The organism is Brevibacterium sp. VCM10 (assembly GCF_000583215.1).
Taxonomy (GTDB): domain Bacteria; phylum Actinomycetota; class Actinomycetes; order Actinomycetales; family Brevibacteriaceae; genus Brevibacterium; species Brevibacterium linens.
Map to the genome: position 1 here is coordinate 1 of NZ_JAJB01000079.1, position 18,139 is coordinate 18,139.

Annotated in this window: 14 protein-coding genes; 6 read left to right on the top strand and 8 right to left on the bottom strand. The window is 65.4% G+C overall.

All coding sequences use genetic code 11. The features are described from left to right. Positions 1 to 23 precede the first annotated feature (23 nt). Positions 24 to 1,406, bottom strand: coding sequence for a glycine--tRNA ligase (locus AD89_RS0116755; RefSeq protein WP_025780697.1), 1,383 nt, complete (start codon positions 1,404 to 1,406; stop codon positions 24 to 26). A gap of 383 nt (positions 1,407 to 1,789) precedes the next feature. Between AD89_RS0116755 and AD89_RS0116760 the strand changes: the two genes are divergently transcribed. Next, positions 1,790 to 3,586 (top strand): DEAD/DEAH box helicase, encoded by a 1,797-nt coding sequence (locus tag AD89_RS0116760; RefSeq protein ID WP_025780698.1) that lies wholly within the window; start codon positions 1,790 to 1,792, stop codon positions 3,584 to 3,586. Between the two features lie 190 nt (positions 3,587 to 3,776). Here the strand turns inward: AD89_RS0116760 and AD89_RS0116765 are convergent, their stop codons facing one another. The 4 genes from AD89_RS0116765 to AD89_RS20435 all read right to left on the bottom strand — a co-directional run bounded on the left by AD89_RS0116765 (position 3,777) and on the right by AD89_RS20435 (position 8,579). Further along, positions 3,777 to 4,553 (bottom strand): isoprenyl transferase, encoded by a 777-nt coding sequence (locus tag AD89_RS0116765; protein WP_025780700.1) that lies wholly within the window; start codon positions 4,551 to 4,553, stop codon positions 3,777 to 3,779. Continuing rightward, positions 4,550 to 5,278: a DNA repair protein RecO gene (recO, locus tag AD89_RS0116770; RefSeq protein WP_025780701.1), complete on the bottom strand. Its 729-nt coding sequence runs from the start codon at positions 5,276 to 5,278 to the stop codon at positions 4,550 to 4,552. The genes AD89_RS0116765 and recO overlap by 4 nt, the downstream gene beginning before the upstream one ends. Positions 5,279 to 5,365: 87 nt before the next feature. Then, the gene (gene leuA, locus AD89_RS0116775) at positions 5,366 to 7,141 is read right to left on the bottom strand and encodes a 2-isopropylmalate synthase (RefSeq protein WP_025780702.1); all 1,776 of its coding nucleotides are present in this window, start codon (positions 7,139 to 7,141) and stop codon (positions 5,366 to 5,368) included. 223 nt (positions 7,142 to 7,364) lie between these two features. Beyond that, on the bottom strand, positions 7,365 to 8,579 hold the full coding sequence (locus AD89_RS20435; RefSeq protein ID WP_051505302.1) for a DUF6636 domain-containing protein: 1,215 nt from the start codon (positions 8,577 to 8,579) through the stop codon (positions 7,365 to 7,367). A 60-nt stretch (positions 8,580 to 8,639) separates the two neighbouring features. Between AD89_RS20435 and AD89_RS0116790 the strand changes: the two genes are divergently transcribed. Together AD89_RS0116790 and AD89_RS0116795 are read left to right on the top strand one after the other, a co-directional pair. Further along, positions 8,640 to 9,482 carry a L,D-transpeptidase family protein gene (locus AD89_RS0116790; protein ID WP_025780704.1) on the top strand — a complete coding sequence of 281 codons (843 nt, stop codon included), beginning with the start codon at positions 8,640 to 8,642 and terminating at the stop codon, positions 9,480 to 9,482. Between the two features lie 31 nt (positions 9,483 to 9,513). Then, a complete protein-coding gene (locus AD89_RS0116795; RefSeq protein WP_025780706.1) occupies positions 9,514 to 10,089 on the top strand; it encodes a hypothetical protein in 576 nt (191 codons plus the stop codon). 9 nt (positions 10,090 to 10,098) lie between these two features. Here AD89_RS0116795 and AD89_RS0116800 read toward each other — a convergent pair whose 3' ends face one another. Further along, positions 10,099 to 10,773, bottom strand: coding sequence for a hypothetical protein (locus tag AD89_RS0116800; protein WP_025780707.1), 675 nt, complete (start codon positions 10,771 to 10,773; stop codon positions 10,099 to 10,101). Positions 10,774 to 10,830: 57 nt separating this feature from the next. Further along, positions 10,831 to 12,555, bottom strand: a complete 1,725-nt coding sequence (locus AD89_RS19475) for an N-acetylmuramoyl-L-alanine amidase (protein ID WP_025780708.1) — start codon at positions 12,553 to 12,555, stop codon at positions 10,831 to 10,833. A 137-nt stretch (positions 12,556 to 12,692) separates the two neighbouring features. Here AD89_RS19475 and AD89_RS0116810 point away from each other — a divergent pair, with 137 nt between their 5' ends. Both AD89_RS0116810 and AD89_RS0116815 read left to right on the top strand, forming a co-directional pair. Further along, entirely contained in the window at positions 12,693 to 13,571 is an 879-nt protein-coding gene (locus AD89_RS0116810; protein ID WP_025780709.1) for a DUF817 domain-containing protein, read from the top strand. Between the two features lie 34 nt (positions 13,572 to 13,605). Beyond that, positions 13,606 to 16,311, top strand: a complete 2,706-nt coding sequence (locus AD89_RS0116815) for a penicillin acylase family protein (RefSeq protein ID WP_025780711.1) — start codon at positions 13,606 to 13,608, stop codon at positions 16,309 to 16,311. A gap of 21 nt (positions 16,312 to 16,332) precedes the next feature. On the opposite strand, the gene AD89_RS0116820 is transcribed toward AD89_RS0116815, so the two are convergent. Next, positions 16,333 to 17,532 carry an alpha/beta hydrolase family protein gene (locus AD89_RS0116820; RefSeq protein ID WP_025780713.1) on the bottom strand — a complete coding sequence of 400 codons (1,200 nt, stop codon included), beginning with the start codon at positions 17,530 to 17,532 and terminating at the stop codon, positions 16,333 to 16,335. A gap of 156 nt (positions 17,533 to 17,688) precedes the next feature. Here AD89_RS0116820 and msrB point away from each other — a divergent pair, with 156 nt between their 5' ends. Next, entirely contained in the window at positions 17,689 to 18,138 is a 450-nt protein-coding gene (gene msrB, locus AD89_RS0116825) for a peptide-methionine (R)-S-oxide reductase MsrB (RefSeq protein ID WP_025780714.1), read from the top strand. The last annotated feature ends 1 nt before the right edge of the window (position 18,139 follow it).

An 18,139-nucleotide genomic window follows, 5' to 3' on the forward strand; every position in this document is an offset into this window, starting at 1 on the left:
CCGCCGTCAGGTAGTAATTGGGGTCAGGCGCCGGCGAGGTTTTCGGCCAGGTAGTTCTCCACCTGGTCGATGCTCACGCGTTCCTGGCTCATATCATCACGCTTGCGGATCGTCACGGCCTGGTCATCGAGAGTGTCGAAGTCGACGGTGATGCACAGTGGGGTGCCGATCTCGTCCTGGCGACGGTAGCGGCGTCCGATGGCGCCGGCATCGTCGAAGTCGATGTTCCAGCGCCGACGCAGGCGGGCAGCCAGATCCTTGGCCGCAGGGGTGAGCTTCTCGTTGCGGCTCAGCGGCAGCACCGCGGCCTTGACCGGAGCCAGGCGCGGATCGAGCTTGAGGACGACGCGCTTGTCGACTCCGCCCTTCGTGTTCGGAGCCTCGTCCTCGCTGTAGGCCTCGACGAGGAATGCCATCATCGACCGGGTCAGACCGAAGGAGGGTTCGATGACATACGGGGTGTAGCGGTCGCCGCTGGCCTGATCGAAGTACTGCAGCTTCGCTCCCGAGACCTCGGTGTGAGTGCCGAGGTCATAGTCGGTGCGGTTGGCCACACCCATCAGCTCGCCCCATTCGGAACCCTGGAAGCCGAAGCGGTATTCGATGTCGATGGTGCCGGCCGAGTAGTGTGCACGGTCCTCGGCGGGAACGTCGAGGCGGCGGACGTTGTCGGCAGAGATGCCGAGGTCGAGGAACCAGGACCAGCAGTCTTCGACCCACTGCTTGTAGTAGTCGTCGGCCTCGTCCGGGTGGACGAAGTACTCGATCTCCATCTGCTCGAACTCACGGGTGCGGAAGATGAAGTTGCCGGGAGTGATCTCGTTGCGGAAGGCCTTGCCGATCTGGCCGATGCCGAACGGCGGCTTCTTCCGGGCGGCGGTGAGCACATTGTTGAAGTTGACGAAGATGCCCTGCGCGGTCTCCGGACGCAGGTAGTGGAGTCCGGCTTCGGAGTCGACGGGGCCCAGGAAGGTCTTGACGAGACCGGAGAACTCCTGCGGTTCGGTCCACTGACCACGGGTGCCGCAGTCGGGGCAGACGACATCGGCCATTCCGTTCTCCGGGGCCTTCTTGTTCTTCGCCTCATACGCCTCGACGAGGTGGTCCTCGCGGTGGCGCTTGTGGCAGTTGAGGCATTCGACGAGCGGATCGACGAAGGTGGCGACGTGGCCGGAGGCTTCCCAGACCCGCTTGGGCAGGATGATGGAGGAGTCGAGGCCGACGACGTCTTCGCGTCCGCGCACGAACTGCTGCCACCACTGGGTCTTGATGTTGTCCTTGAGCTCGACGCCCAACGGCCCGTAGTCCCATGCCGAGCGGGAACCGCCGTAGATCTCTCCTGCTTGGAAGACGAATCCTCTGCGCTTGGCCAGGGCGATGACGGCATCCAACTTGGACTGTGCCACTAGTTCTCTCCTTGTTTCAGTTCGCCGACGGCCGGCTGCCGTGGCTCGCAGGTACCAGCCTAACCGGTCGTGTCGCCGTGTCCCCAACATCGGCCTGCCCCACCCTGACACCCGCCCGCACCGACGGCAGGAGACCGCCGGAGGCGACTGATCTCACACTCGGTTTCCCACTGCGGGGCCGCCTCGGCGAGGGCACGGCATGTAGACTTGGGGTACACCCAAACCTTTCTCCGTACCGACGTCTTCACGTCTGTCCAAGCGAGTTCTTGGATCTCTACGGTTTCGGCCCGGATTGCTCACGATGATTGCACAAGCGGCCGCAGGGTAGATCGCCACTACAGTCATCTGCGATCAAGTGTGTGCCGACGTGAGAGAGATCACTCATGACCGATGTGTCCGCAACCGACGAAATCACTCCGAGATTCTCCGAACTGGGGCTCCACCCGCTCGTGCTCAAGGCCGTAGAGGCGCAGGGCTACGAGATCCCCACACCCATCCAGGCCGAGACGATCCCGACCCTCCTGTCGGGCCGTGACGTCATCGGTCTCGCCCAGACCGGAACCGGCAAGACCGCGGCCTTCGCCCTGCCGGCTCTGTCCGACCTCGCCGAGGCGGGGCGCGCCGACGACGGCCCGTTCGCTCTCGTCCTCACCCCCACTCGCGAACTCGCGATCCAGGTCGCCGAGGCGTTCACCTCCTATGCCACTGAACTTCCCGACTTCTCCGTGCTCCCGATCTACGGCGGACAGGCCTACGGCCCGCAGCTGGCGGGTCTGCGCCGTGGTGCGCAGGTCGTCGTGGGCACCCCGGGTCGTGTCATCGACCACCTGAAGAAGGGGTCGCTCAAGCTCGGCAGCCTGCGTCACCTCATCCTCGACGAGGCCGACGAGATGCTCAAGATGGGCTTCGCCGAAGACATCGAAGAGATCTTCAGCCAGGTGGGTGAGGACCGTCAGGTCGCTCTGTTCTCGGCCACCATGCCGACCTCGATCCACCGGATCACCGGCAAGTACCTGGACGATCCGCAGGAAGTTCGGGTCGCCGCGAAGTCGCAGACCGGTGCGAATATCCGCCAGCGCTACTTCATGGTCCAGCATTCGCACAAGCTCGACGCCCTGACCCGCATCCTCGAGGTCGAGGAGTACGAGGGCATCATCATGTTCGTGCGTACGAAGCAGGCCACCGAGGAGCTGGCCGAGAAGCTGCGCGCCCGCGGCTTCAAGACCGCCGCGATCAACGGCGACATCCCCCAGCAGGCACGTGAGCGCACGATCGACATGCTGCGTGAAGGCAAGATCGACATCCTCGTCGCCACCGACGTGGCCGCCCGCGGTCTCGACGTCGAACGCATCACGTTGGTCGTCAACTACGACATCCCGCACGACACCGAGTCCTACGTCCACCGCATCGGCCGCACCGGTCGTGCCGGACGTTCCGGTGAGGCGATCCTCTTCGTCACCCCGCGCGAGCAGCGCATGCTCGGCTCGATCGAGCGCGCCACGAAGCAGAAGGTCGAACCGCTGACCCTGCCCAGCGTCGAGGAGCTGACGAACACTCGCGTCGAGAAGTTCACGAAGCGCATCGACGATGTGCTCGCGACCACCGAACTGTCCGAACTCACCGAGGTCATCGAGGCGTACTCGCTCTCCCGCGACGTGCCGGCCTCGAACATCGCGGCCGCTCTCGCCTCCCTCGTCCTCGAGTCGAACACGCTCAAGGCCGAGCCGATGCCCGAGCCGGCGCGCCGTCAGGGCCGTGACCGCGACGGTGGTCGGGACGGCGGCCGTCCGGGCCGCGGCGGACGCGCCCGCGATGAGAACATGACGACCTACCGACTGGCCCTGGGCCGCAACGAGCGGCTCCAGCCGGGAGCCGTGGTCGGAGCGATCGCGAACGAAGGCGGAATCACCTCGAAGCAGATCGGTCATATCGACATCCGTTCGAACCATACGCTCGTCGACCTGCCCAAGGACCTCGATCCGTCGGTGCTGCGCAAGCTCTCCCACACCGAGATCCAGGGCCGTCCCATCGACATCCGTCCGGATTCGGGTCGCCCGGGACGCCCGTTCAAGAAGCGCAACTTCGACAAGCAGCCCGGAGACGGCCGCAACTTCCGCGGTGATCGCCGAGGCGGCAAGAAGTTCGGCGGGCGGGGCGACCGTCCCCGCGACCGCTACTGATCAGAGGTCGTCGCGCTGACGCACTCGACCGAGGTGCCGGCGCAGCAGTGAGATCATGACAACGGCCCCGCCGCGGTGACGCTGCGGGGCCGTTGTCGTCCCCGTCGGACGTTTCGGCGGCCCGGGCCCTCGTCACAGACTTGGGCCCTCGTCACAGACTGGGGCCCTCGTGACAGACCGGGCCTTCGCGTCAGGCCGAAGGTGTGTCGACAGCGCCGCCGAAGCGACGGTCGCGGCGCGCGTACTCCTCGATCGCGGCCCACAGGGTGCGGCGATCGACATCGGGCCACAGCACGTCCTGGAAGACCATCTCGGCATAGGCGGACTGCCAGAGCAGGAAGTTCGAGGTCCGCTGCTCCCCCGATGACCGCATGAACAGGTCGACGTCGGGCACGAGGGGTGCGTAGAGGCGGGAGCGGACGGTCTTCTCCGAGACCTTGCCGGGCTTGAGCTTCCCGGCGGCCACCTCGGCGGTGATCTCATTGATCGCATCGACGATCTCGGACCGTCCGCCGTAGTTGACGCAGAACTGGAGCACCAGGCCCGTGTTGTGCTTCGTCATCTCGGCGGCGGTCTCGAGCTCGTCGATGACCGAGCGCCACAGACGACCGCGCCGCCCGGACCACACGATGCGCACGCCGAGTGCGTTGAGCTCGTCGCGTCGGCGACGGATGACGTCGCGATTGAAGCCCATGAGGAAGCGCACCTCTTCGGGTGAGCGCTTCCAGTTCTCGGTCGAGAACGCATACGCCGACAGATAGTCCACGCCGATCTCGATCGCGCCGTGGATGACGTCGAGCAGCGACGCCTCACCGGCCTTGTGCCCGTCCGTGCGCGGCAGCCCCCGCTGGTTCGCCCACCGCCCGTTGCCGTCCATGACGATCGCGACGTGCCTGGGCACGAACTTCGCGTCGATGCGCGGAGGTCTCGCTCCGCTGGGGTGGGCCGGTGGTGCGGGGTAGCTCATGTGTTCTCCAGAACTCTTAAGGATCGGATATTGCGTTCGAGGTGCCACGACACCCAGTCCGAGACCAGCTTCGACCCGTCGATCTGATCGTGTAAGTCTGAGGCCTCGGCCCGCTCCCAGTCTCCGGACAGAAGCGCGGCCATATGTTCGAGCGCATCGGTGTCGGGCAGTGCCGCACCCGAGGGTCGGCAGTTCGCGCACACGGCCCCGCCCAGTGCTGCGGAGAACGCGCGGTGGGGTCCGGGGCTCCCGCACTGGGCGCAGTCGAGCAGGCTCGGTGCCCACCCGGCCACGGACATCGCGCGCAGCAGGTACGCATCCAGCGACAGCCTCGGCGGGTGTTCACGGTTGCACAGCGAGCGGATCGCGGACACGAGGAGGAGGAAATGCGTGCGCGACTGGGGTTCGGCTTCGGTGATGCTGCGTGCCGTCTCGGCCATCACCGAGGCGGCCGAATAGACATCGAAGTCCGTGGCGATTCCGCGGGCGAAGGGTTCGATGAGTTCGACCTGGGTGACGATGTCGAGGCTGCGCCCGACATGGCATTGCAGATCGATGAGCATAAAGGGTTCGAGGCGGGAGCCGAACCGTGATTTCGTCCGTCGCACCCCCTTCGCAACGGCACGGACGAGGCCGTGGCTGCGAGTGAGCACGGTGACGATGCGGTCGGCTTCGCCGAGCTTGTGCCCGCCGAGCACGATGCCTTCATCACGATAGTTGTGCACTCGCCCATTATCGCTCAAGCGCGGCGGGGAATCATCCCGCCGCGCTTGGGCGACTGCTGTGAGATCGGCCGCCGAGGCGGCGGTAACTCAGGCCTGACGGTCCCGGTCCCGGTCACGGGCGGCGCGGTTGACGGCCGAGACGACGGCCTTGAGCGAGGCCTTCGTGATGTTCGGGTGCAGTCCGGCGCCCCAGACGACGCGGTCTTCGACGGCGAGTTCGACATAGGCGGCGGCGTTGGTGTCGGCGCCGGAGCCGATGGCGTGCTCGGAGTAGTCCTGGAGACGGACGTCGACGTCGAACTGGTCGATGAGGATCTTCACGAGTGCGTCGATCGGTCCGTTGCCGCGTCCTTCGTAGGTGCGTTCCTGACCGTCGACGATGAGGTCGACCTCGATGCGCTCGGCCGACGAACCGGCGCCGTCGACGTTGCCCGACTCGGTGCGCAGACCGACGATCTGGAAGCGGCCCCAGGCTTTCTCGGGGTCGTCGGCGGGCAGGTATTCGTAGTTGAAGATGCGGCGGATCTCCTCGGCGGTGACCTCGCCGCCGGCCTCGGTGTGCTGCTGCACGGCGCGGGAGAATTCGACCTGCATGCGACGCGGCAGGTCGAGTCCGTGTTCGCTCTTGAGCAGGTAGGTCACCCCGCCCTTGCCGGACTGCGAGTTCACTCGGATGATCGCCTCGTAGGACCGGCCCAGGTCCTTCGGGTCGACGGGCAGGTAGGGCATGTCCCATTCCATGAGGTCGACCGGGGTGCCCTGGGCGTTCGCCTTCTTCTCACGGTCGGCGAAGGCCTTGTTGATCGCGTCCTGGTGCGAACCGGAGAACGAGGTGAAGACGAGGTCGCCGCCGTAGGGGTGGCGTTCGTGGACGCCGATCTGGTTGCATTCGGTGACGGTGTGGATGACTTCGTCGATGTCGGAGAAGTCGAGCTCCGGATCGATGCCCTGGGTGTACAGGTTGAGGGCGACGGTGACGAGGTCGAGGTTTCCGGTGCGCTCACCGTTGCCGAACAGGCAGCCTTCGATCCGGTCGGCGCCGGCCATCATCCCCATCTCCGCCGCGGCCACGCCGGTGCCCCGGTCGTTGTGCGGGTGCAGGGACACGGCCACCTCGTTGCGGTAGGGCATATTGCGGCAGAACCATTCGATCTGGTCCGCATACGTGTTCGGGGTGCCGCGTTCGACGGTGGCAGGCAGGTTGACGACGGTTTCGCGACCGTCGGCGGGCTGCCACATGTCGAGGACGCTGCCGACGATGTCGAGGGCGAACTCGGGTTCGGTGTCGACGAAGATCTCCGGCGAATACTGGTAGCCGAAGTCCGCATCGGACAGCAGCGTCTCGGCGTGCTTCATCACGGCCTGAGTGCCCTGCAGTGCGATATCGCGGGTCTGATCGAAGCCGTCGCCGTCGAAGCCGAAGACGACCTTGCGGAAGACCGGCGCCGTCGCGTTGTAGAGGTGCACGGTGGGCATCTTCGCGCCGACGAGGGATTCGACGGTGCGTTCGATGAGGTCCTCACGGGCCTGCGTGAGGACTGAGATGCGGACGTCATCGGGGATCGCATCCTGTTCGATGATCTCACGGACGAAGTCGAAGTCGACCTGGCTGGCCGCCGGGAATCCGACCTCGATCTCCTTGAACCCGAGCCGCACGAGCAGATCGAACATCTTGCGTTTGCGGTCGGGGGTCATCGGGTCGATGAGCGCCTGGTTGCCGTCGCGCAGGTCGGTGCTCAGCCAGCGAGGCGCCTTGCTGATGATCTGATCCGGCCAGGTGCGATCGCGCATATCCAGCGCGATGCGGTCCTGGAACGACTTGTACTTGCCGAACGGCATCGGAGTGGGCTTCTGCAGTTTCATTGTTCCTCTAACTTGAGTTTCTCAGCGCTTGACCAGCATACGAGGACTCCGCGACGAGCGTGCTGTCCGTTCAGGACTCGTCGCGGCAAGGAAGGAGGAGGATCCTGTGAGCCACACGGCCACCGTAGTCCCCCTCCCCCGTTGCGTCCGAATCCGGTCCACATCCTGAGAACGCCGAGGCGGCACCGCCCGGTCCTCCGCCGCCCGGACCGTGGAGGCCGCCTTATTTGAGGAAGTCGGCCGAGGCGCGGCGGATGTTGAAGCCGATTCCGGTGTCGTCGGACTTGCAGGTCATGCCCTCCTTGCTGGAGGTGCAGGTCATGCCCTCAGCGGAGATCGAGTCGCCGTAGCCGAGGACACGTGCCGGGCCGTTGCTCTCGGGAGCGTCGACGCAGGAGAATCCCGCACCGTCCTTGTTCGCCACGACGGTGGAGCCCCAGTTGTCGAGTCGGCAGTCGTCGGGCTTGTCCGGTGGTGAGTACTCGTAGTTGTTGATCACGCAGCGCGCCCGTGCGGAGTCGATGGTGCAGGCGATGTTGCCCGACGGAGACACGAAGCTCTCCTCGGCGACGGGAGCAGTCGAACTGCCCGACTCGGACGGCTCGGGCTCATCGGTCTGACCGATCGAGGGTTCGTCCGTGGGCCCGACCGTGATGGTGTCCTCCCCCTGAGTGGAGTCCCAGACGATATAGCCGACGATGCCGAGGGCGAGGATGAGCGCGATGGCCGCGAGCACCCACAGCCATACGGGAACTTTCCTCGTATCATTGCGCCGACCATAGGGGTCGTGCGGTCCGCCGGGATTCCCCGGGCCGCCCGGCCCACTCGGACCGCCGGGCCCACCCGGTCCCCCGGGGCCTCCGGGACCGGCAGGTCCGCCCGGCCCATATCCGGCGGCATAGGCACCGCTGTAGGCGGGAGCGGGGCCCGCCTGTCCATATCCGGGCCCCGCGGGGCGACCGGTTCCGGGCTGAGCATGATCGGGCCCCGTCGGCGACTGCACCGGACCGACCGACTGCGGCTGCGACGCTGCGGCCTGCGCTGCGGCACCGAATTCGCCGCCCCACTGTCCCTGCTGGGGATGGGGTGCGGGCTGCGGGTTCCACTGTTTCGGAGCCGAGGGCGCCTCAGCCGCGGCGATGTCATCGGAATTCACTCTGCGCGGCGCGGCGGGCAGTCCGCCGGTCTCATACCCTTCGGCGGCGGCGAGTCCGCGCAGCTCTTCGAGGCTGAGAACCTCGGTGGCATCGGTGCCATCGGACTCGACCATCGACCGCAGCCTCTGAAGTTCTGTGGGCGTCAGCGCTTGGGTGGAGCCATCGGCCGCGGAATCATCATTGCCGATGAACAACTGGGTTGTGATCGACTCGGGAGACTCCTCGGCCGGCTTCCGACGCCCGGGGCGCGGAGGATGGTTCGGCACAGGTGGAATGCTCATGAGGTCATTTTCGCATAGTCGCTGCCGGTGAGTTCCCATCCCTCATGAGATGATGGCCTTATGTCCGATGGAGCCTTACGACGCGCGGCGGTTCCCGCGCTGCTCGCCTGCGCTCTGCTCGTGACCGCCTGCGGCGCCGATGCCGACGGCGGCACGGACGATTCCGCAGCTGTCGAATCCGCCGGATTCGCCGCTCCCGCGCAGCAGACGAACGTCGGTGATTTCGCAGCTCCGGCCCAGGATTCGCCCAGCGGGACCGGGCCCGCATCACCCGCATCCGACAAGTCGGACGCCGAGGCGACCGGCCCGGTGAATCCCGTTCCGGTCCCGGGTCTGGCGCAGGAGTACACCGATCAGATCCCGGCAGAGACCTCGCAGGTCCTCGTCGCGACCTCCCCGACGGCCGATGCGGAGACGTCGAGCCTGAGCTTCTATGAGCTCACTGACACGACGTGGAAGAAGCTCAAGACCTTCGACACCCACAACGGTTCGAACGGGTGGCTGAAGGACCGCCATGAGGGCGATAAGACCACTCCGATCGGTGTGTTCACGCTCAGCGACGCGGGAGGGTTCAAAGCCGACCCGGGCACCGACCTTCCCTACACCCAGGACGATCGGCTGCCCTCCTCGGCGACGGTGGCCTATGGGGCCGACTACGCATCGGTCTTCGACTACATCATCGCCATCGACTACAACCGCACGCCCGGCACTCCGCCGACGGACAAGACGCGACCGATGGGCTGGGACAAGGGCGGCGGAATCTGGCTGCACCTCGACCACGATTCGGGCACGAACGGCTGTGTCACCCTCGATGAGGCGGACCTCAAGTGGATCATGCGCGCCCTCGATCCCGAGGCCCATCCGCGCATCGCCATGGGGCCGGCACCCGAACTGAAGAACTAGCAGAGTCGAAGAAGCAGGAGAGCAGGATCCCGTGCGCCGTCTCATCATCTCTCTCGTCCAGTCGATCAACGGGTCGTTCGCCGAGGACGGCTGGTCGACCGGGGTGTCCACAGACGCTGACTTCCGACGTTTCCTCGCCCTGCGCCGCGGCGCGAACGCGATCATCATCGACCGGCGCACCGCGCTCAATCCGCAGCTGCCCGTCATCAACGCCGCCGGCAAAACCCTGGAGCACACGCCCGTGCATGTGCTCACCGAGTCCGATCCGATGTCCCTGCAGGCCGAGCTCGATGCCCGCGGTCTCGACTATCGTGCCCGGCATTTCAGTCCGGGCACCATCACCGAGGTGGCCGCCTCCCTGAGCGCGGCACCGTCGGCCGAATCGGCACCGACCGACGAGGCGGTGCTGCTCTGCGAGTCGGGTCCGAATCTTGCGTTCCGCCTGCTCGAGCATTATCCGGGCGCGGAACTGCATCTGAGCGTGAGTCCTTGCTATATCCGCACTTCCGGCAGCCACTTCTCCGGGCTCGAGGCCGAGATCGATCTGCGCCTGGTCGATGTGCGCACCGAGGACGACCAGGTCTTCCTCCGCTACACCCGCGCCTGAGCCGGAGGCTCAGCCGGCCGAGGTTCCCTCGTTCGCGCGGATCTCCGTGCTCACGTCGAAGCGATCGGGTGAGTCGAGGATCGCGGTGATCCCCTCGGCCACCTCGGCGAGGGGGACGGTGTCGACTCCCCCGGCCAGGTCATTGCGATCATCGCCGCCGACGGGAGCCATGATCCGCAGTTCCCGGAAGGCCACGCCCGTCGATTCCGCCGCAGCGACCTCGATGAGCATCTTCTGCGCGGCACCGAAGACGCTGATCGCCCCGGATCCGGCGAGCGCCTCGACGCTGGCGACGCCGTTGAGAGCCAGGTGGACGAAACCCTGGTCTCCGCTCCTCCGCGCCGACGCCAGGGACTGCGAGAGCGCACACGCGGTGAAGTGCCCGCGCAGATAGGAGTCATAGTCCGCATCGAACTTCGCCAGACCTCGGTCGAGCACCGGTTCGTCGATGTACCACCCGCCGATGGCGGCGATGACGGCATCGACCGGAGGCAGGCCGGCGGAGGCGAGCGCCGAGGTGACCGCCTCCGGATCGTCCACCCAGTCCGGCACGGTCACCGGAGAGTAGGCCGTCTTCGTATCCGGAGGGCGGCGGACGATCCCGGTGACCGTGTGGTGCGGACCGAGCAGCTGGGCGAGTCCGGTTCCGACGTGGCCGGAGGCGCCGAAGAGGAGGATGTGCATGACGGCAGTCTATGTCCCTTCCGCGTCGACGACCCACCTCCTCAGTGGAGGACAGCGCTATCTGCGGATATGGACCCTGATTCCGGTCTTCTTCGTGTACGTCATATAGCCGCGTTCGAAGTTCTGGCGTTTGACGCCGTTCTTCACTGTCCGGTCAGCGGTGGGCAGTCCGAGCCTGCTGCGTTCATAGCCCATCTTCTTCCACTTCGTGAGGAAGCCCCCGTAGATGACATCGCTGCCTGTCTGCGGTGACCAGGTGATCATTCCGGAGTGGAATCTCTGGTATCGAGCGCTCTTCCGATATTTGAAGGTCTGCTTATCGCTGCTGGGGAACCCGAGGACGCCTTTCTCATACTTCACTCGCTTGTAGGCGACACGGATCTGGCCCTTGGTGAGGAAGTGCGCACCGGTCGATTTCGACCAATACACGGTGCCCTTGGCGAACGACTGGTAGGCACCGTTCGGATTCTTCAGCTTCTTCTCCGAGCCGACCGGTTTGCCGGTCTTTCCCGCGTTCTTCTGATAGTACGAACCGATTGCGCCCTTCGTCGGGTACGTCTTCGGCTTCGGTGCCGGACTCTTGGTGGGCGCCTTCGTCGGTGGCGGGGTCAGCTCAGGCACCAGTGCTTTGGCTCCCGTGCGGATGCTGCCGAGCTTGTTGTAGAACGCGAGTCCCGGGCATTCGGTGTAGCTCGTGTCCCGGTGTCCGGCGACGACGTTGAGGCTGACCTTCTTGCCGAGGGCGTACTTGCTCGTGCCGCCCCCACCGGAGGTCAAGGTCATCTTCCCGGTGGGGTTGAAGCCGTACTGCCCTGCTTTCCACGCGACGAGGCGCTTGACCGAGGTCTGTGCTGCCGAACTCGGAGCCGCCGACGAATAGGTGCCGAGCACGCTGATGCCGATGGTCCATGAATTGAACCCGGAGGCGTGTGCTCCGGTCACTGCCTTGTCCAGGCTGCCGGCACGGCCCTCGTACATGGTGCCGTATTTGTCGACGAGGAAGTTGTACCCGAGGTCGCACCACCCGCGGTTCTGCGTGTGGAAGGCGAGGTAACCGCGGATGATCGCCGGTGCCTGTGCTTTCGAGTACGAGTTCGAACCCGCTGTGTGGTGGATGAACACGCCCTTGGCCGACGACGTCTTGTCCGTGGCGCAGCGGACGAGCTTCTCATCGGCACCCCACTGTTTGCGGGTGACGATCTTGGCCCGCAGATCCTTGGCCGAGATCTGCGCGTCGACTGCCGGTCCGGTGGCCGAATGCGTGCTCACTCCCCCAGCGGACTTCGCGACCTGTGCGTCAGCCTTGGTGACTGCAGTGGACACCTGGGTGATCTGCAGATCATCGGTATCAGCCTGCTTGTCTGCGGCGCGCACCTCGACAGTGTCCGAATCGAGCACCGGAAGGGCAACGGATTGCGACTGGTGTGAGGCAGCGGGAATCTGAGCGGCCTCTGCGGAAACGGCGTCGGGGCCTCCCTCGTCATCGGTCGGCAGGCTCTCCCACGCCGACCAGCTGTTGCCGTCACGAGTGCGGATTTCGAGTTCGGGATCTTCCCCTTCCCACGTGGCACCGATGATCGTGACGTCGGAGGAATCGACTGGCAGAGTCGTGACCTCATCAGTCTGGGCATCGACGGTCCTCTCGGAGGGAGTGCCGTCGGCGGCAGAAGCGCCGGGCGTGTTCGTGTGTGTTTCCGGTGTGGCGGCGAGCGCCGGTCCCGATAGGGTCGCAGTGAGGAGAATTCCGGTGAGTGCCGAGGCGAGGAATGGCAACGGTTTCATCAGTTATGGTCCTTGAGGTCGTCCATGACCAAGTGAGCGTTCTTCTCACTGGATGGGGCCGAATTACGGGCACCCAGTGTGACCGCAGGATTATCTTAAGGTTATTCTCAGATCTTCGGAAGTGGGTACTTCAGCAGATGGCTGATCGCCGCGAACTCACTCGACTCGAGGCAGTCCTCGACGCCTTCGCCGACCGCGTTCTCCCCCGCGTCCCCGCCGGAATACGGGAGTTCCTCGCCTTCGGAATCAAACAGGCGTGGGCGTGTCTCTTCGGTGCTCTCATGCTGGCCGCGATCGTCCTCACCGCGTGGCTCTACCCCGATGACGCGGCCATCGCCCGCAACGACTTCCTCGTCGTCCTCGCCGTGCTCATCCAGATCGGCATGCTCCTCGCTCGACTCGAGACCGGTCGCGAGCTCATCGTCATCATCGTCTTCCACATCGTCGGCACCGGCATGGAGATCTTCAAGACCGCAGTGGGTTCATGGAACTACGCCCCCGGCGGGGTCCTCCACATCGGCGCAGTACCGCTGTTCACCGGGTTCATGTACGCCGCCGTCGGCTCCTATATCGTCCGCGTGTACCGTCTCTTCGACTTGCGGTTCAGCCATTACCCGCCGAGGTGGCTGACCGTGATCATCGCCGCCGCCGTCTACGTCAACTTCTTCACCCACCACTTCATCGTCGACCTCCGACTGCTCCTCGTCTTGGCCACCGTCATCGTCTTCTTCCGCTGCCGCATGTACTTCCATATCCATCGCAGGACACTGACGATGCCCGTGCTGCTGGCCTTCGTCCTCGTCGCCTTCTTCATCTGGGTCGCTGAGAACATCGGGACCGCGGCCGGGGCCTGGCTGTACCCGAGTCAGGACGACGGCTGGCATCTGGTGCCGCTGACGAAGCTGGTGGCGTGGTTCCTGCTCATGATGATCTCCGTCGTTCTCGTGACCTTCGTCCACAGACCCGGGCCGCCTGAGGTCCACAGCCCCGAGCCTCCTGACACCTATACTTGCTGAGAACCGAAACTTCCAGGACGGCCGAAGGAGACTCATGGCGGCACCCGATGCGCAGGATGAGAAGGAATCGAGCGCATTGCTGAAGGTGCTCCGCCCAACCAGTGGATCCACCCTGTCGGTCAGCGCTCGTGTGCTGCTGCGCATCATCGCCGGAGTCCTGATCCTCGCTGTCATCCTCGCCCTCGTCGGGCTGTTCCTCGTCCGCCGCTCCTTCCCGACCACCGACGGCGAGATCTCGCTGCCGGGGCTCGACGCGCCGGTCACCGTCCACCGTGACGAATCGGGTGTGCCGACCATCGAGGCCGAAACCGCCCATGACCTGTTCCTGGCTCAGGGGTTCGTCCACGCTCAGGACCGGTTCTGGGAGATGGACTTCCGCCGACACGTCACCTCGGGACGACTCTCCGAACTCTTCGGCGAATCCCAGCTGGGCACCGACACCTTCATCCGCACACTCGGCTGGCGGAAGGTCGCCGAGCAGGAGGTGAAGAAGCTCGACAAGACGAGTCTGGGCTACTACGAGGCCTACGCGGACGGGGTCAACGCCTACCTCAAGGACAAATCCCCCACCGAGCTGTCCCTCGAATACGCCGTCCTCGGCCTCGAGACCGGCAGCACCGAGGTCGAGAAGTGGACCCCGGTCGACAGCGTCGCCTGGCTCAAGGCCATGGCCTGGGATCTGCGATCGAACCTCGAAGACGAGATCGACCGGTCGATCCTCAGCTCGGAGCTCACCGACGAGCAGATGAGCGACCTCTATCCGGACTACCCATATGCCACGCGTCCGACGATCCTCGGCGGCAGAGCCGGCGACAAGGCACCGAAAGACCGCAGCGGCGACGACGTCGAACAGAAGCCGCGAGTCGGCGACCGTGCACGGGGGGACGATGAGGCACAGGCCGGAGGCACCGTCACCGAGGCACCCCGAACGGGGAACACCGCCACCGAGGCGGCCGTCCCGACCGCTGCTCTCCTCGAACTGCGGAATACGCTCATATCGCTGCCGCCGATGCTGGGACAGAACAGCGACGATATCGGGTCGAACTCGTGGGTGATCTCCGGGGAGCACACGAACACCGGTCGACCGCTGCTGTCCAATGACCCGCACCTCGCCCCGGCGATGCCCTCGGTGTGGTACCAGGTGGGACTGCGATGCAAGAAGGTCACCGACGAATGCCCCTTCGACGTCACCGGTTTCTCCTTCTCCGGACTGCCGGGAGTCGTCATCGGCCACAACCAGTCGATCGCATGGGGACTGACGAACCTCGGCGCCGATGTCACCGACCTCGTGGTGGAGAAGATCCGCGACGGTAAGGTCATCCACGACGACGGTGACGAACCGCTGCAGGTGCGCAAGGAGACGATCGAGGTCGCGGGCGAGGAGCCGCGCGAGATCACCATCCGCTCCACCCGCAACGGCCCACTCGTGTCGAAGCTCGACGGCACGTATCGCAAGGCACTCGATGCGACGACCGGGGTGGATTCGCAGGACCCGAAGTCGGGACCGGCCGAGGAGCACTATGGTCTCGCCCTCGATTGGACGGCTCTGCGTCCGGGCACGACCGCCTCGGCGGTGTTCGCCATCAACAAGGCCACGAACTGGCAGGAATTCCGGCACGCGGCGTCCCTGTTCGACGTGCCCTCCCAGAACCTCGTCTACGCCGATGTCGCCGGGAACATCGGCTATCAGGCCCCCGGGATGATCCCACGCCGCGGCAAGGCCGACGGCACGGTGCCCCGCCGCGGGTGGAAATCCGACGAGGATTGGCAGGGCTGGGTCGACTTCGAGGACCTCCCACACCTGTACAACCCCGATCGCGGATGGATCGTCACCGCGAACAACCCGGTCGCCGCTCCCGGCGAGACCGTGCAGCTGGGCGGGGACTTCGACTACGGAGATCGTGCCCGACGCATCACAAAACGCATCAAGGACGCGGTCGACGAGGGCCGGAAGATGCGGCCGATGGACATGGCGGAGATCCAGGACGACGACCAGAATCCGTTCGCCGCGAAACTCGTCCCCGAAGCGGTGAAGATCCACTCCCATGGTGACGAGGACATCCTCGAGGCGAAGAAGCTGCTGAAGAGCTGGAACGGCTTCGACTCCGCGAACAGCGCGGGCGCCGCCTACTTCAATGTGCTCACGAAGACGCTGCTCGAGCAGACGATCAGCTCGAAGCTGCCCGACGGGGTGTCCCCCTCCGGCGGTTCACGGTGGCACCTCGTGCTCGCGGAGCTGCTCGAAGATCCGGATTCCCAGTGGTGGACGAGCAAGGGCGTCGAAGGTCGGGACGAGGCTCTGCGCAAGGCCATGAAGACGGCGTGGGCGGAGACGGAGGACCTGCTGGGACCGGAGCCCGTGACGTGGCGGTGGGGAATCCTGCACCGGCTGACGATCCGCAACGCCAGCCTCGGCGAATCCGGGATCACACCGGTGGAGAAGCTGTTCAACCGCGGCCCCTATGAGGTCTCGGGCGGCTCGGGAGTCGTCCATGCCACCGGCTGGGACGCCTCGGTCGGCTATGAGACGAACTGGGTGCCGTCGATGCGTCAGACGGTCGATCTGTCGAACTTCGACGCGTCGAACTGGATCAACCTCACGGGAGCATCCGGGCATGCCTTCCACCGCCATTACGACGATCAGACGAATGATTGGGCCGCCAATGTCAATCGCCCTTGGCCGTATTCGAAGCAGGCGGTGGCCGCGGCGGCTGAGGACACGCTCACGCTCGAACCGTGAGGGCACTGTGAGGGCAGAGCCTCAGTCCTTGGGCAGGATCTTCGCCTCGAGGAAGTTCGCGACATCGTCTTCCCAGCGCACCGGGTCGATGTTCCATTCCTTCGTGTGATGGGCCTTGCTGTATGCGGGCATCGTCACCAGGTCCCGCCTGACCCCGGCCAGAGCGTGAGACGGTCCGGAGGGGACGAATTCGTCGTCATCGGAGTGGATGAGCAGCACGGGCACATCGAGTTCGGCGGCGCGGGTCACCCAGTCCATGCGATCGAGGTCGAGCGGGGTCTCCAGCCCGGTGATCGGACGGGCCCACGGCTGGGTGATCATCTCGAGTGTGAGTTTGGCGATCGGCGTCGGCAGCAGGTTCTTCTTCGCCTGCCCGTCGAGCACATTCACCCAGTCGACGACGGGCCCGTCGAGGACCAGTGAGGTCACGAATCTGCGGTTGCGTCCGCGGGAGGCCGCCTGCAGGGCGATGGCACCGCCCATCGACCAGCCGAAGAGCACGATGTTCGTCGCCCCGTGTGAGACGGCGAAGTCGATGGCCGCGTCGACGTCGATCCATTCGGTGTCGCCGAGTCCGTAGCGTGATGTGGTCTCCACTCGCACCTCGGCGTCGTTGCGGTAGGACATGGCGATCGCGGGCACGCCGAGGGTGTTGAGCACGGGGGCGGCACGCAGACCTTCGGCGCGGGTGCTCGCACGACCGTGGATGAGGATCGCCCAGGTGTCCTGCGGCTCGGGGTGATCGGTCGGCAGCAGCCATGCGGGCAGGCTCCCGGCATCGGAGCGGATCTCGATGTCCTCAAAGTTCACGCCGGCCGCGATCGGATCGGGATAGACGATGCCGGTCCAGCGTCCCCGCCAGGCCCGGCGGATATCACCGCGGGTGACGGACAGGATCTCCCGGGAGACGGTGCGCGAGCGCGGATCGTATTCGACGATGTCGCCGATCACCGCGTGTCCCGAGCCCTGATTGAAGTAGAGCCCATAGGTGCCGGGCACCGTGGTCTCCTCATCGGCGGGCAGGTGGATGCGCATATTCGGCGGGAAACCGTCGATGTGCAGGATGTCGAGTTCTTCGGGCGCATTCTCCGGAACGATGATCTTCCGGGCGAAGTAGGCGGCCAAGCCCGACGACGCCACAGAGATCAGGGCACCGAGTCCTGCGCCGACGCCGATACCGGCGGCAAGCAGGCGGGCGGGGAACTTCGTGTCGCGGACCATGAAAACCTCCTGCGTTCATTGTTGCCTACGGAATGATCAGGCACCAAACGCTGTTGTGCGGAATGGGCGAGTGCTGCTCGCGGTTGCACTCACCAGGGGCGGAGACCATCTCCCCCGCACCGCAATCACCGTGAAGGACAGAGACCGGAGGTCACGATGACTCAGTCACCAGATATCAACGCTGGAACGTCGACGAACGAGGGGGCCGCTGCCGAGGAGATCCGCTGGCAGGACGTGCTCACGCCCGAGGAGTTCGCGGTGCTGCGCCAGGGCGGAACCGAACGCCCCTTCACCGGTGAGTACAACGATGAGACGGCAGCGGGGATGTACCAGTGTCGGGCCTGCGGAGCCGACCTGTTCCCCTCCGATACGAAGTTCGCCTCACACTGCGGATGGCCGTCGTTCTACGCGCCCCTGGCCGAGGACCGGGTCCGCTACATCCGCGACACCTCAATGGGTATGGAACGCGTCGAGGTCCGCTGCGCGAACTGCGATTCGCACATGGGCCATGTCTTCTCCGGCGAGGGCTACGGCACTCCCACCGACCAGCGCTACTGCATCAACTCGATCTCCCTCAAGCTCAACACCGACGCTGCGGACAGCTGAG